11 protein-coding genes are annotated in these 13,342 nt (G+C 66.5%); 6 read left to right on the top strand and 5 right to left on the bottom strand.

The genetic code is table 11. The annotated features are described in order from the left end of the window. Window position 1: 1 nt before the first annotated feature. Together ACQR07_RS21045 and ACQR07_RS21040 are read right to left on the bottom strand one after the other, a co-directional pair. On the bottom strand, window positions 2-1,333 hold the full coding sequence (locus tag ACQR07_RS21045) for an FAD-binding protein (RefSeq protein WP_434904076.1): 1,332 nt from the start codon (window positions 1,331-1,333) through the stop codon (window positions 2-4). Between the two features lie 9 nt (window positions 1,334-1,342). After that, window positions 1,343-2,770, bottom strand: a complete 1,428-nt coding sequence (locus ACQR07_RS21040; protein WP_434904075.1) for a UbiA family prenyltransferase — start codon at window positions 2,768-2,770, stop codon at window positions 1,343-1,345. Window positions 2,771-2,907: 137 nt separating this feature from the next. Here ACQR07_RS21040 and ACQR07_RS21035 point away from each other — a divergent pair, with 137 nt between their 5' ends. Beyond that, window positions 2,908-4,500 carry a hypothetical protein gene (locus ACQR07_RS21035; protein ID WP_434904074.1) on the top strand — a complete coding sequence of 531 codons (1,593 nt, stop codon included), beginning with the start codon at window positions 2,908-2,910 and terminating at the stop codon, window positions 4,498-4,500. Window positions 4,501-4,529: 29 nt separating this feature from the next. Here the strand turns inward: ACQR07_RS21035 and ACQR07_RS21030 are convergent, their stop codons facing one another. Beyond that, on the bottom strand, window positions 4,530-5,096 hold the full coding sequence (locus ACQR07_RS21030) for a hypothetical protein (RefSeq protein WP_434904073.1): 567 nt from the start codon (window positions 5,094-5,096) through the stop codon (window positions 4,530-4,532). A 308-nt stretch (window positions 5,097-5,404) separates the two neighbouring features. Here ACQR07_RS21030 and ACQR07_RS21025 point away from each other — a divergent pair, with 308 nt between their 5' ends. From ACQR07_RS21025 to ACQR07_RS21015, 3 genes are all read left to right on the top strand, one after another. After that, entirely contained in the window at window positions 5,405-5,800 is a 396-nt protein-coding gene (locus ACQR07_RS21025; RefSeq protein WP_434904072.1) for a GFA family protein, read from the top strand. 104 nt (window positions 5,801-5,904) lie between these two features. After that, complete coding sequence (locus ACQR07_RS21020) at window positions 5,905-7,161, top strand: aminopeptidase (RefSeq protein ID WP_434865494.1); 1,257 nt, start codon at window positions 5,905-5,907, stop codon at window positions 7,159-7,161. Between the two features lie 205 nt (window positions 7,162-7,366). Continuing rightward, the gene (locus ACQR07_RS21015) at window positions 7,367-10,156 is read left to right on the top strand and encodes a methyl-accepting chemotaxis protein (RefSeq protein ID WP_434904071.1); all 2,790 of its coding nucleotides are present in this window, start codon (window positions 7,367-7,369) and stop codon (window positions 10,154-10,156) included. 88 nt (window positions 10,157-10,244) lie between these two features. On the opposite strand, the gene ACQR07_RS21010 is transcribed toward ACQR07_RS21015, so the two are convergent. Next, window positions 10,245-10,709, bottom strand: coding sequence for a DUF4399 domain-containing protein (locus tag ACQR07_RS21010; RefSeq protein ID WP_434865496.1), 465 nt, complete (start codon window positions 10,707-10,709; stop codon window positions 10,245-10,247). A 331-nt stretch (window positions 10,710-11,040) separates the two neighbouring features. Here ACQR07_RS21010 and ACQR07_RS21005 point away from each other — a divergent pair, with 331 nt between their 5' ends. Beyond that, window positions 11,041-11,493: a cupin domain-containing protein gene (locus tag ACQR07_RS21005; RefSeq protein ID WP_434865497.1), complete on the top strand. Its 453-nt coding sequence runs from the start codon at window positions 11,041-11,043 to the stop codon at window positions 11,491-11,493. Here the strand turns inward: ACQR07_RS21005 and ACQR07_RS21000 are convergent. Further along, window positions 11,490-12,308: an MBL fold metallo-hydrolase gene (locus ACQR07_RS21000; RefSeq protein WP_434904070.1), complete on the bottom strand. Its 819-nt coding sequence runs from the start codon at window positions 12,306-12,308 to the stop codon at window positions 11,490-11,492. The two genes, ACQR07_RS21005 and ACQR07_RS21000, sit on opposite strands and share 4 nt — an antisense overlap. A 111-nt stretch (window positions 12,309-12,419) precedes the next feature. Here ACQR07_RS21000 and ACQR07_RS20995 point away from each other — a divergent pair, with 111 nt between their 5' ends. Further along, the gene (locus ACQR07_RS20995; protein ID WP_434904069.1) at window positions 12,420-13,340 is read left to right on the top strand and encodes an alpha/beta fold hydrolase; all 921 of its coding nucleotides are present in this window, start codon (window positions 12,420-12,422) and stop codon (window positions 13,338-13,340) included. The last annotated feature ends 2 nt before the right edge of the window (window positions 13,341-13,342 follow it).

Raw genomic sequence — 13,342 nt, 5'->3', positions numbered from 1 at the left:
CTCAGATCCCCAATCGGGCCGAAAGGTGAGAGACGAGTTTTTCCGTCGCGCCGATGCGGCGGCGGATGTCGCGCAAGGCCTCGATCCCGGCATAGCCGGCGGTGAACGTCGCGCGCGACTGACGCGCGTCCTTGGCGAGATAGATCCGGCCGCCCGCCTTCGCGACGATGCCGTCGAGCTCGTCGAGGAAGCCGAACAGCGAGTCCTGGACCGGAAAGTCCATCGCCAGCGTGTAGCCGCGCAGCGGAAACGACATCAGGCCATGGCTGTCGCCGAGCTGCTTGAGCACGGCGAGAAACGAGGCGCTGCCGCGCCGTGCGACACGATCGAGGATCTCGGCGAGCACGCTGCGCGCCGCATCGGCAGGAATGACGCATTGGTGCTGCAGGAAGCCGCGCGGCCCGTAGATGCGGTTCCAATGCGCGATCGTATCGAGCGGAAAGAAGTAGGGATCCCAGTGCACCAGCTGCGGCGTCGGCTGCTGCGATCCGCGACCGTAGTAGATCGCGTTGAAGGCACGCACCGTCAGCGGGTTGAGCGCGAAGCTGGGCACGAAGGCGGGCATCGTCGGGCCGGATCGGCGCTGCGGCGGGAAGGCGTCGCGGGCCGGCGCAAAGCGGTCCTTGTCGGCAGGGCTGGCGTGGTCGGCGGCGTAGATCAGCGAGCGGCCGAGCGCGGGTCCGCGGGCCAGGCAGTCGATCCAGGCGACCGAATAGGTATGGCCGGCGGTCGCCTCGAGGGCGGCGATGGCGGCGTCGAGATCGGCAGCGACATGGGTCTCCTGCACCAGCCAGCCGGTGGTGATCGGCATCAGGCTGAGAGTCGCCTCGACGATGATTCCGGTCAGACCCATGCCGCCGATCGTGGCATGGAACAGCTCGGCATGGCTGTGGCGCGAGCAGGTGACGATCTCGCCGCTCGGCAGCGCCAATCGCAGCGCGATCAGCTGATCGCCGAAGCCGCCGTCGCGGTGATGGTTCTTGCCGTGCACGTCGGCGGCGATCGCGCCGCCTACGCTGACGAATTTGGTCCCGGGCACCACCTTGAGGAAGTAGCCGCGCGGCACGAAGGCCGTGAGAATGTCGGCGATGGTGACGCCGGCTTCGACGGTGAGCTCGCCGCGCGCCGGATCAAAGCTGCGCATCCGGTTCAGGCCGTTCGACGACATCGTCGCGGCCATGCCGATGGCGGCGTCGCCATAGGCGCGGCCCTGGCCGCGCGCGACGACGCCGGTACGGCCGGCGAGCAGCGGGGCAACGGCGTCGAGGCGCAGCGGCGCCAGTGGCTCGGTTGGAATGCGCGGATAATTGCCCCAGCCGGCGAGGTCGCTCATGGCCGTTTGCTACAGGGCGGCGAACATGATCGCGCCCATGCTGCCGAGGGCGAGCCAGCTGACGCGGTCCTTCAGCGCGAAGATCACGGGATCATCGTCGATCAGGCCGCGCCGGGCGAACAGCATCACGCGCGCGATCCAGTACATGAGGATCGGACAGCAGGCCCACATGAGCTGCGGATGGCTGTACAGCGCGCGCACCGTGTCGGAGGAGATGTAGAGCGTGAAGATCACCACGGCGTTGAAGCCGGCCGCCGCGGCCAGGACGGCGATCATCGCCAAGTCGTCCGGCTGATAGTCGCGCGACATCGGCCTGTCGCCGCTGCTGCGCCGATCGAGCTCGACGTAGCGCTTCACCAGCGCGAGCGCCATGAAGATGAACAGCGAGAAGGCGAACAGCCACTCCGACATCGCAACGCCGATCGCCACGGCGCCGGCGACGACGCGGACGGTGTAGAGCACGGCCAGCGTGACCACGTCGACGAGCGCGATGCGCTTGAGGCGGAACGAGTAGGCGGTGGTGAGCGCGAGATAGCCCGCGAGCACGCCGAGGAACGGCGGCGAGATCGCGGCGGCGGTGGCGACCGCTGCCGTCAGCAGCAGGGCCATTGTCGCAATCGCCTGCACCGGGGCGATCGCGCCGCTCGCGATCGGGCGCTCGCGCTTGGTGGCATGGGCACGGTCGGCGGTGACGTCGAGCAGGTCGTTGAGGATGTAGGCCGCCGAGGCGCCGAGCGAGAAGGCGAGCGCAGCGAACAGCGCCGTCGTCATCGCGCCCAGGCTGAATTGATGCGCGGTCAGCAGCGGCACCAGCACCAGGGCATTCTTGGCCCATTGATGCACGCGCAGCAGCCTGGCCCAGACGCGCCAGCCGACAGCCGGCGCAGTGGCCAGCGTTGCAGCCGCCGCGGACCGGCGTGGAATGGGCGTTGCCCCGTCCGGCAGCACGTCGGACTCCTGGCCGAGATAGTCGAAGCCCTTGCTCCAGGAGTGCAGCAGGCTGAGCGCTTCCGGATCGAGCCGGGCGCCGTTTTCGGTCGCGGACCAGGCGGTGAACACGCCGAGATGCTGGGCGATCGCGCCGACCAGCATTCCGTCATAGTGGTCGGATGCGAGATAGACCGGACGGCCCTCGCCCAGCGCCTTGAGCATGGTGCCCACGGTCTCGGTGTCGTAGGCGAGCCGGGCCGGATCGAAATGCGCCGAGATCACCAGGCGTCGCTTGAATTCGACGGGACCGCGCAGCACTGCGGCGGCGAGCGCAAAAATGGCCGAGGGGTGATGCGCGAGCTCGGACCAGATCGCCTCACTCGACAGGCTGGCGTGCGCAAGCACCGCGTCGACATCGACGATCAGCGGGCGCCCGGCGCGCGGTTGCGCATCACGGCTTGCGCCGGCATGAGCCGGATCGATCGCGTCGGAATAGGGAAGGGGCATGTCTCACCGCTCATGGCGCCGCCGCCATCCTGCGGCGGCCTTCCCTAAGATCGTGTGAACCAAAGGCGATGAGATCGACCACGGAAAGCCGGTGCTAAGGATTTTCGGCCATGGATGCGCAGTCAGCAGCACGAGCGATGAATTCGACCGCCCTTTCAGCCCCAAAACTGCTCCGCATCGTCGGCACGCTGCTTTGCATCGGCATTTCAGCGGCGTTCACGGCGCGTTCGGTTAACGATCCGTTGTGGGCCGACGAGCTGCTGACGGTGCATCTCCTGCAGGCGGCCAGCTTGCGCAAGCTGTGGGACGGCATCGCGCTCGGCATCGACGGCAATCCGCCGCTGTATCTTACGGTAGCCTGGCTGCTCACAAGATGGCTGCCGGCGTCGGTGTCCGCGGTCGCCGTGCTCAAGCTGCTCAATCTGGCGCTCGTCGCCGCGGGCCTCGCGGGGCTGTGGTATCTCGGGCGCCGGGTGGCGTCCGCCGCGGCCTGCTGGGGCGGTGTTCTCATTCTCGTGACGCTGAACGAGAACCTGCTGTTCGCGGCCTTCGAGCTCCGCACCTATGCGGTCTATTTCGCCGCGGCCGCGCTCGCCGCCCTGCTGCAGCAGCGGCTCATGGAGCACGGACGGCCGCGCGACGTGCTCGGCCTCGCGCTCGGGTTTGCCGCGCTGTCGCTGTCGCATACGTTCGGTATCGTCTATGCTGGCTGCATCGCGCTGGCGGGCTGGCTGAGCCGCCCGCGCGACATCGCCACACTACGCAGGACGCTGTCGGCGTTTGCTCCCTCGCTGGTCCTGATGCTGGCCTGGAGCCCGGTGCTGCGTGAGCAGCTGAAGGTCGCGAGCCCCTATGGCTGGATCACGCGGCCGGGCTGGCCGGAGCTTGCCGAGGTGGTGTTCTCCTCTCAGCTGATCATGGTGATCAGCCTGGTTGCGGCACCGTTCGTGGCCGCTATGGCCGTCACTCTGTTGCGGCGGCAGCAATTGCGGCCGGGAACGATCCTGGTCGCCGAACCGTGGCAACCGCTCCGCTATGTCGTGCTCGTCGCCGCCGGCTTCACCGGCTTCGCGCTGTGTAGCTGGCTGGTGTCGCTGATCGCATTCCCGATCGTGGTCACGCGATTCTTTGCGCCGCAACTCGTGGTCTCGTTCCTGGCCGGCGTCGTGCTGAGCGAATGCATGCTCGCCGCGGCAACCCGCCGGCGTGCGGTGGTGCTGTCGATCGGACTCGTGCTCGCCGCGCTGATGCTACGCAACGTCTTGGATCATGCGGCCACGCCTGTCCACGGCAGGCCGGTCTGCGCCGCCGCGAGCGGCGGCTTCTTCGAGCGTGCCCTGGTGACGGGCGACTTGCCGGTGATCACCGACTCGCCGCACGTGTTCCTGCCGCGGATCGCCTACGCGTCACATCGCGACGCCTACCGCTTCGCGCTCGATTGGGACGTGGTCCTGAACTATCCGGACCGGTCGCGCGGCAATGCCGTCGACTATCACATCCTGCACGGCCTGCAGACATGGCTGCCGATGCCCCAGGTGATGACGACGGCGGACATCCTGCGGGACAATCGTCCGTTCCTCGTGCTCGAAACCCCCGCGCGCAGCTGGTTCGCGCAGCTGCGGGCGACGCATCGGGTCGAGGCCGAGATGCTGGCACAGAGCGCCAGCGACGTGCCCGGCGAGATGACCTGCACTTTGTGGAAGGTCACCCGCGCCGAGGCAGCGCGCTGAACGGAGCGGTGAGCGCGATGGTCGCCTTGTTAGTTGAAGGACATCGGCGAGGGGCTCCCCGTCCAGCTCGACGGCACCATGTTGCGGGCAACGCGCCGCAACGCCGGCGCGCGGGCCTGCCGCGTGACGCGGGATGCAGCTCCGACCATGGCCGAGCCACCGTTCGGGTTCACGATCGTGTAGCCCGCGATCGAGCGCGGATGCTCGCGGGTGACGTGGCCGCCGGAATTGCCGTCATGCACGTACCAGACGTTGCCGGCGACCTGCTGCTGCAGGATCATGACGTGGCCAGAGCGAACCGCCGCCATGCCCGGTGCAGGCGCGGCGCGCGGAAAGCGGCGCCAGTTGGAGGCGAGATTGAGCTCGGGAATGACGCGGCCAAACGTATACAGCGATGCCTCGCAGCCGCAGAAGGCGTGCGGACATCCCGACGGCCGGCCACCGACGACGCGGCCTTCGCCCGGAATGGAGGCCATCGCATTCATCACGGAGTGGTGACGGTACGAATAGTGATGGTGATGATGGTGGCGAGGACGGGCCTCGGCTTGAACGGAGAGAGCCAGCAATGCGGCGACGACAACAACTACGCGGTACATTCGGAGGACTCCTGTACACTGTGAAATCCCCCTGCCGCGGGCTAATCAACGGCCAATCGTGTCCTCAACGTGACCGAATCGTCCTTGAGCCATGCAAATACGCGAGCAAGCTGCCCGCTGGAACCGGGTTCCAAACGAACCCAAGTCATTGACTCCTGAATTCAATGGAACGAAGCGCTTACTACCTTGGATGTACTAATGAGAGCTACGACACGTAGTCAGGTTTTGATGGCCGCCGACATCCATCCTGTTAGCTCGTCGAGCATCATCGCGGCCGAAACGAACGCCCCCTTGGAACGGGAGATGGAATGACGATTTTTCGTGGCAGTTGCCTGTGCGGTGAGGTCGCCTTCGCGGTCGACGGACCGCTCGACAGGTTTCTTAATTGTCATTGTTCGCGCTGCCGCAAGGCGAGCGGGACGGCGCATTCATGCGAGGTGATCGTCGACGCCGCCGCGCTGCATTGGATCAAGGGCGAGGACCGCGTGGTCCGCTTCGACCTGCCGCAGGCACGCAGCTTCGCCACGGCATTCTGCGGTAGATGCGGCAGCCCGATGCCGCATCTCACGCGCAGCGGCCGTGAGGCGATCATCCCCGCCGGCGGCTTCGATCAACCGCTCGGCGCGACGCCCGACCGCCATGTCCACTGGGCCTCGCGCGCGGACTGGTACGTTCATGGTGAGGGATTGCTGATGGAGGATTGACGCGAGCGCGTACGGCACGGGCGGACGGCCTTATGCCATTGACGCTCTTCTCGATTGGCTTATCTCTGATGAATCGCAAAGCAACCAAACTGGATACCGCCCTGATGACCGCACATGCCCGCAACTTTGATGCCGCCATCGATCCCGTCAAGCTCGACCGCCTCGCCGAGGTGGCGGTGCGGGTCGGCCTGCAATTGCAACCGGGGCAGGATCTGTTGCTGACGGCGCCCTCGGTCGCGCTGCCGCTGGTGCGGAAGGTGGCGGAGCATGCCTACAAGGCTGGCGCGGGGATCGTGACCTCGTTCTTCTCCGACGAGGAACTGACGCTGGCGCGCTATCGCTTCGGTCATGATTCCAGCTTCGACCGCGCCGCCGACTGGCTCTATCAGGGCATGGCCAAGGCGTTCTCCGAAAACACCGCGCGGCTCGCGATCGTCGGCGACAACCCGATGCTGCTGTCCGGGCAGGACCCGTCCAAGGTGGCGCGCGCCAGCAAGGCCAACTCCAAGGCCTATCAGCCGGCGCTGGAGAAGATCACCAATTTCGAGACCAACTGGAACATCATCGCCTATCCAAGCGCGTCCTGGGCCAGGCTGGTCTTCCCCGACGTGCCCGAGGAGGTCGCGGTGGCGAAGCTGGCCGATGCGATCTTTGCCGCGTCGCGCGTCGACCGCGAGGATGCGGTGTCCGCCTGGGAGCGTCACAACGCGGTGCTGCGCGAGCGCACCGAATGGCTCAACGGCCAGCGCTTCAGCGCGCTGCACTACACCGGCCCGGGCATGGATCTGACGATCGGTCTCGCCGACGGTCACGAGTGGGAAGGCGGCGCTTCCACCGCGAAGAACGGCATCGTCTGCAACGCCAACATCCCGACCGAGGAGGTGTTCACGACGCCGCACTGCCGCCGCGTGTCCGGCCACGTCGTCAGCTCGAAGCCGTTGTCCTATCAGGGTACGCTGATCGACAACATCCAGGTCAAGTTCGAGGAAGGCCGCATCGTCGAGGCCAAGGCGTCGAAGGGCGAGGAAGTCCTGAACAAGGTGCTCGACACCGACGAGGGCGCGCGCCGGCTCGGCGAGGTGGCGCTGGTGCCGCACTCGTCGCCGATCTCGAAGAGCGGCCTGTTGTTCTACAACACGCTGTTCGACGAGAACGCGGCCTCGCACATCGCGCTCGGCCAGTGCTACTCGAAGTGCTTCGTCAATGGCACCTCGCTGTCGCCGCAGCAGATCGCAGCCCAGGGCGGCAACCAGAGCCTCATCCATATCGACTGGATGATCGGCGCGGCCGAGACCGACATCGACGGTGTCCACGCCGACGGCCGCCGCGTGCCGGTGTTCCGCAAGGGCGAGTGGGCCTGATCTGAGAGTCGGCCGGCGGTCTGTCACTCTCTGAGCCGCCGGCTGCACGATACTGTGCGTAGCGTCGTTTGCCGTTGGATGAAGACCGTAATTCTACTGCACTCAGTGGTTGAATAATTGTTGTCTGCGCGTCTTGATTAGTTCGTCATTAAGCACGATCGATAAGATTGACCCCTGTTGCTCAATTGATTCACAGGGAACAATCATGGGTGCCACGCTTGCCGCCTCGGCACAGGGGCGGATTCGTTTTGGGCTCAAGGGCCAAATTCTTTGCCTTGGCGTCGTCGGCGTGGCGGTCATCGGCTGCCTTTATCTCACGGGCCTGTCGATCGAGCGCCGCAGCCAGCAGATTGCAGATCGCGTCGCGACCTTGGCTGGCTTGAGCGGCGGGATCTGGGAAGGGCTGCTGCAGGCCCGCGGGACCGCGACGGAGTTCCTGCAGAAGCCGTCAGACGCCAAGGTCGCCGCGCATGAGCAGATCGTCACGTCGATCGGGTCGCGGCTGGAGCGTGTGGACGCCGTGCTCGCGGCGGCGCCCGATGACGAAACGGCGCGGCAGACCGCGTCGATGCGCCAGGCCATCACCGGCTATGCGACGCTGTTCGCCAATGTCGTGGCCGCGCAGAAGAGCATCGGCTTCGACGAGAATGACGGGCTGCAAGGCAAGCTGCGCGGCGCCGTTCGTTCGGTCGAGGCGCAGTTGACCAAACATGATCAGCCGCGCCTTGCCGTGCTGATGCTGATGATGCGCCGGCACGAAAAGGATTTCATGCTGCGCGGCGATCCGAAATATGGCGACGACCTGCGCAAGCGCGTCGACGAGTTTGGCGCCGAGCTCGCAAAGTCCGAGCTGCCGGAATCCGTCAAGGCCGAGATCATCAAGCTGATGGATGTCTATCGGGCGAGCTTTCTCGCTTACATGAGCGGCCAGACCAAGCTGCTGGGCGAGGCTGCGGAGCTGACGCGGCACTACGAGAGCGTCAGTCCGACGCTGCAGGCCATCAGGTCGGCGGCGGACCAGCGGCTCGGGATCGTCAAGACCGAGCTGGCCGGCGTGAAGGACACCGTGTTCTGGTCGATCTGCGTCACCGTGCTGATCACGGCGGCGGCGGCGTTCATGTTTGGCCGCTGGCTCGCATCACCGTTGCTGCAGATGGCCCGCGCGATGGAGCGGCTGGCGCAGAACGATCTCGATGTCCGCCTGGAGCCGGTGAAGCGCCGCGACGAGGTCGGCCAGATCTCGCGTGCGCTCGGCATCTTCCACGGCAAGCTGCTGGAGAACCGTCGGCTCACGGAGGAGCAGGCGCGAGCCAAGGAGGTCGCCGAGCGCGAGCGCAAGAAGATGTTCGCGGAGATGTGGGAGTTGCTGGAAACCGACCTGGATTGCGCCGTCGCCGAGGTCATGACCATCAGCGGCGACGCCTCGACCCGCAGTGCGCAGGCGGTCTCGGACGCGAAGACGATCGCAACCGAGGCCGGCATGGTGGCCGATGCGTCCGCGCGCGCCAGCAGCAACGTCACCACGGTCTCGAGCTCGGCTGAAGAATTGTCGGCTACGGGGCGGGAGATCGCGCAGCGGGCCGCCGAAACGGCGCAGCTCGCGAGCCGAGCCGCTGGGGAAGCGCAGCAGGCTCAATCGACAGTCGCCGCGCTGAGCGATGCGGCCGAGCAGATCTCCTCGGTCGTCAGCACCATCGCCGAGGTGGCGGCGCAGACCAACCTGCTGGCGCTCAACGCCACCATCGAGGCGGCGCGGGCGGGCGAGGCCGGCGCCGGGTTCGCGATCGTCGCGCACGAGGTCAAGGCGCTGGCGCGCAAGACCTCCGAAGCCGCCGACGACATCGCCCAGCGCATCGATCGCATCTCCAGCGCGACCACGAATTCCACCGCCGTCATCCGCAAGATCAGCGCGGCGATCGGCAGCATCGACGGCGCCAGTGCGGCGATGGCTGCCGCCGCCGAAGAGCAGGAGGCGACGTTGCGCGAGGTGGCGCGAAGCCTCGCCGAAGCCTCGTCGGGTGTCGCCATGGTCGCCGAGAAGGTCACCCGCATCTCGGGCCGCTCGACCGAGATCGAGCAGCAGACCCAGACGGTGTCGGAGCTCGTGAACGGCACCAATGGCCGGGTCTCCGAGCTGCGCGCCAATCTGATGGTGTCGTTGCGGACGTCGAGCCTCGGCGACCGGCGGTCCTCGGACCTGCGCCGCCCGGTGAGCATCGCCGCGCGCCTGCACGGCAGAGGCGGCCACGTCGACGGCACCCTGCTCGACATCTCCGGCGGCGGCCTGCGCTTCCGCGCCGGGATGGACGTGGTCGGCCTGGCCGAGCAGCAGCAGGTGAAGGTGGAATGCGCGGCGCTCGGCTCGGCCGAATGCGACATCGTGGCGATCGGCAATCGCGACGTCCATCTCAGCTTTCGCGACCTCACCCGGGCACAGCGCGACGCGGTCGATCGGCTGCTTGCCGAGCTCGATCGCGCCGAGCAGGCGCATGTCGACGTTGCGCTGGAGGTCGCCGGCAAGATCACGGCGGCGATCGAGCAGTCGATCGGTTCGGGCGAGAGCTCGGTCGCGCAATGGTTCGATTTCAGCTATCAGCGCATTCCCGGCACCGACCCGGAGCAGTTCGATGCGCCCTTTACGGCGCTCTGCGATCGGCTGCTGCCGCCGTTCCAGGAGGCTGCGCTGGCGGCTGATCCGAATGTCGTGTTCTGCGTGGCGATCGACCGCAACGCCTACATTCCGACCCACAATCGCAAGGTCTCACAGCCGCAACGGCGGGGCGAGCAGGTCTGGAACGTCGCGAACTGCCGCAATCGCCGCTTCTACAAGGACCGCGCCGGGATGGCGGCCGCGCGCACGCTGCACGGTCATCTCGCGCAGCGCTACGAGCGCGACATGGGTGGCGGCGTGACCGTGCCGTTGAAGGAGATCGACGTGCCGATCCGCATCAGGGACCGCCATTGGGGCGGGCTTCGGCTTGCATTCAGGGAGTAGAGGAGCGAGCGATCGGACGATCGGGACGAGGCGATGGCGCAGCCCGCAACAATGCAGGCCGCGCCGGCCCGTCTTTGTTGCGACCTGTTTATTGCGACTTGGCCTGCGTGGTGGGCTCGACCGTGATGGTGATCCGCTCGGACATCACGGGCTTGTTGTGCGGGATATGGCTCCAGTCGCCGAGCACGAGCTGCAGCGTGTGCTTACCCGGCGCGAGGTTGACCGAGGCCTCGGTCTGGCCCTTGCCGAAATGAACGTGGCCGGTGTCGACCGGGATGGCCTCGTTGAGCGCGTCGCCTTCGAGCGCTGGCGCGTCGATCAGCAGGTGGTGATGCCCGGTGTTCGGCGCCTCGGTGCCGGACGGCGCGACGCCCATGCCGGACAGGCCGAAGCGGATCAGGACCGGCGAGGAAACCGTATCGCCGTCCTTGAGGTTGATGAAGTAGGACTTGGCATTGTCGGGCGCAGGCGTTTCGCCGGCCATGACTGCCGAAGTGGTTGCAATGGTGGCGGCGGACAGCGTGAGGGCGATGGCGAGGCTCAGTCGGCGCATCCTGGGAAATCCTTGTCTCTGCGGCGGCGGAAAATCTTTAAAGGTGACGGCACGATGCCAGATGGATCATGCGTCGCTAAGGGCATGACCGCATCTTGCAGTGCGGCCGAACAGTAGATCAGAAGGTTTGGCGAGGCCGCGAACAAAATGCGGCGTTCGCGTGACGTTTATAGCGCTGGCGTGGTTGTGATGCGACGGCACGTCGCGGGTATCAGCTCAAATCTTAATGATCGCGGCAAGCGGCCATTAGGCGCAACCGGCTACGGTCGCAGGCTCATGCCGGCGTCCATCCGGCCTTTTCAGTCCATGTATTCTGCAGTCGAGGTTTGCGATGTCCCCGTCCTTGATCGAAACCGCCAATCTCGCCGTCGACCTGACGCCGGCCCCGATCGAGCCGTCGTGGATCATCGAGGGCAATCCGACCGCGACCTCCTGCACCGTCGCGCGCAGCAGCGACGGCCTGGGCTCGACGATCGTCTGGCACTGCACCGAGGGCAAGTTCAACTGGTACTACGATTTCGACGAGACGATCCTGATCCTGGAAGGCGCCATCGTGCTGGAGAGCGAGGGGATGCCGCCGAAGCGCTACGGGCCGGGCGACGTGATCTTCTTCCGCGATGGCGCGCATGCCAAATGGCACGTCGAGGGCCACGTCAAGAAGCTCGCCTTCTGCCTGAAGACCCAGCCCTACGTGCTCGGCCTCGCGGTGCGCGTGCTCAATAAGCTCAAGCGCATGTTCCTGACGCCCGAAGGCCGCCGCGGCGCCAGCCTCGCCGGAGCCTAGACGCCATCGAGGATGATCACGGTCGGCATCGACGGCAGCAGCTCGCGCGACATCTTCAGGGTCCGCTCGGCGCGGCGGTCGATCTCGAACTGCTGGCCGATCTTGCGCATGAACTCGTCGAGCGGCGTCGCGAAACGGTGCATCGGCAGCACGACTGATGCGCGCAGCCGCTTGGTGATCTCGGAAATGCCGTCGAGCGACATCGTGTAGGTGCCGTCGATCGGCACCATCACCACGTCGAGCCGTCCGATCGCCGCGAAATGCGTTTCGTCGAGCTTGACGTGCAGATGGCCGAGGTGGCCAATGCACAGGCCGGCGACCTCGAAGATGAAGATCGAATTGCCGTCCTTGATCATGTCAGCGCCCATGGAGTCGCTGAAATAGCGGCGGATGTCGGTGGTGATGTTGCGGATCAGCACGTCGCCGATGCGCTCGAACACCTGGGCCGGCTTGCCGTCATCGCCCCAGCCGCGCAGCACGTGCGGGATGCGCGGATCGGGCGCCAGCGTGTAGTGCGTCGAATGCGCCCGGTTCATGGTGATCACGTCGGGTAGGCGTCCGACCTGATAGGCCCCGCTGTAGTCGGTTGCGATGCGGATGCCCATCGGCGTGTCGATGAAGTAGGTCGAGTGGCCGGCATAGGTGATCGTCACCTCGTTGCCGGCTGCGGCCGCCTGCCGCAGGCTGACCGGCATCGCGCGGGGTGGCCCGCCGGCCATCGCCAGGCATTCGCTGGTGCGGGGCCCGGATTGCGCCAGCGCGGGCGATGCGAACGAGACCAGGACGGCAAGCAGCGAGACCAGCGAGCGCAGCATGGCGGTTCCTCTTCAACAACGCCGGTCAGTGTAGCGTCTAAACCGGATCATAACTATCCTCTCTGCGAGGCCCGACGGCGGGTCCGGCCGTTGCGAGCGTGGGAGGATGACATGACCGATCGGGGCGGATCGTCGCAGGCGTTGCAGCCGGTGCGGACAATCGATGCCGGGGTGCTCAGCATTGCCTATGCCGAGCTTGGTCCTGCGGATGGTCCCGTCGTGATCCTGCTGCACGGCTATCCCTACGACATCCACTCCTATGTCGACGTCGCGCCGCGGCTCGCGTCGCAGGGCTGCCGGGTCATCGTCCCCTATGTGCGCGGCTACGGACCGACCCGCTTCCGTGATCCGTCCACGCCGCGCTCGGGCCAGCAGGCGGCCGTCGGGGCCGACCTGATCGCGCTGATGGATGCGCTGGCGATCCCGCGCGCGGTGTTCGCGGGCTATGATTGGGGTGGCCGCGCCGCCTGCATCGGTGCGGCGCTGTGGCCCGAGCGTTGCCTCGGCCTCGTCTCGGTGAACGGCTATCTGATACAGGATATTGCCAGCGCCTTGGAGCCTGCGCCGGTGCCACGCGAATTTGCGTTCTGGTATCAATGGTACTTCCAGACCGAGCGCGGCCGGGCCGGGCTCGCCGCCAACCGCGCCGAGATTGCGCGCCTGCTCTGGCAGCAATGGTCACCGAATTGGCGCTTCGATGACGCGATCTTCGCGCGCTCGGCGGCGGCGTTCGACAATCCCGACCACGTCGACGTCGTGATCAACAGCTACCGCCACCGCTATGGACTGGCAGACGGCGACCCGCTCTATCAGGAGCTCGAGCGCCGGCTGGCGGCGCAACCCATCATCGACGTGCCGACCATCACGATCGATGGCGACAGCGACGGTGTGATCCCGGCGACCGACGGCCGGGCACACGCCGCGAAGTTCAGCAACCGCATTGCCCATCGCGTGATCCCGCGTGCCGGTCACAATCTGCCGCAGGAGGAGCCGGAGGCGTTCGCCGCGGCAGTCATGGAGCTGCTGCGCTGATC

This window comes from Bradyrhizobium sp. HKCCYLS20291, from assembly GCF_051167715.1.
Taxonomy (GTDB): Bacteria; Pseudomonadota; Alphaproteobacteria; order Rhizobiales; family Xanthobacteraceae; genus Bradyrhizobium.
The sequence above is the reverse complement of the archived record's forward strand: the minus strand, read 5'-3'. Positions and strand labels throughout refer to the sequence as shown.

What these genes read in the sequence shown, in the direction of transcription:
- ACQR07_RS21045 (WP_434904076.1), bottom strand. Translation starts at nt 1,333, where the DNA reads ATGAGCGACCTCGCCGGCTGGGGCAATTATCCGCGCATTCCAACCGAG.
- ACQR07_RS21040 (WP_434904075.1), bottom strand. Translation starts at nt 2,770, where the DNA reads ATGCCCCTTCCCTATTCCGACGCGATCGATCCGGCTCATGCCGGCGCA.
- ACQR07_RS21035 (WP_434904074.1), top strand. Translation starts at nt 2,908, where the DNA reads ATGAATTCGACCGCCCTTTCAGCCCCAAAACTGCTCCGCATCGTCGGC.
- ACQR07_RS21030 (WP_434904073.1), bottom strand. Translation starts at nt 5,096, where the DNA reads ATGTACCGCGTAGTTGTTGTCGTCGCCGCATTGCTGGCTCTCTCCGTT.
- ACQR07_RS21025 (WP_434904072.1), top strand. Translation starts at nt 5,405, where the DNA reads ATGACGATTTTTCGTGGCAGTTGCCTGTGCGGTGAGGTCGCCTTCGCG.
- ACQR07_RS21020 (WP_434865494.1), top strand. Translation starts at nt 5,905, where the DNA reads ATGACCGCACATGCCCGCAACTTTGATGCCGCCATCGATCCCGTCAAG.
- ACQR07_RS21015 (WP_434904071.1), top strand. Translation starts at nt 7,367, where the DNA reads ATGGGTGCCACGCTTGCCGCCTCGGCACAGGGGCGGATTCGTTTTGGG.
- ACQR07_RS21010 (WP_434865496.1), bottom strand. Translation starts at nt 10,709, where the DNA reads ATGCGCCGACTGAGCCTCGCCATCGCCCTCACGCTGTCCGCCGCCACC.
- ACQR07_RS21005 (WP_434865497.1), top strand. Translation starts at nt 11,041, where the DNA reads ATGTCCCCGTCCTTGATCGAAACCGCCAATCTCGCCGTCGACCTGACG.
- ACQR07_RS21000 (WP_434904070.1), bottom strand. Translation starts at nt 12,308, where the DNA reads ATGCTGCGCTCGCTGGTCTCGCTGCTTGCCGTCCTGGTCTCGTTCGCA.
- ACQR07_RS20995 (WP_434904069.1), top strand. Translation starts at nt 12,420, where the DNA reads ATGACCGATCGGGGCGGATCGTCGCAGGCGTTGCAGCCGGTGCGGACA.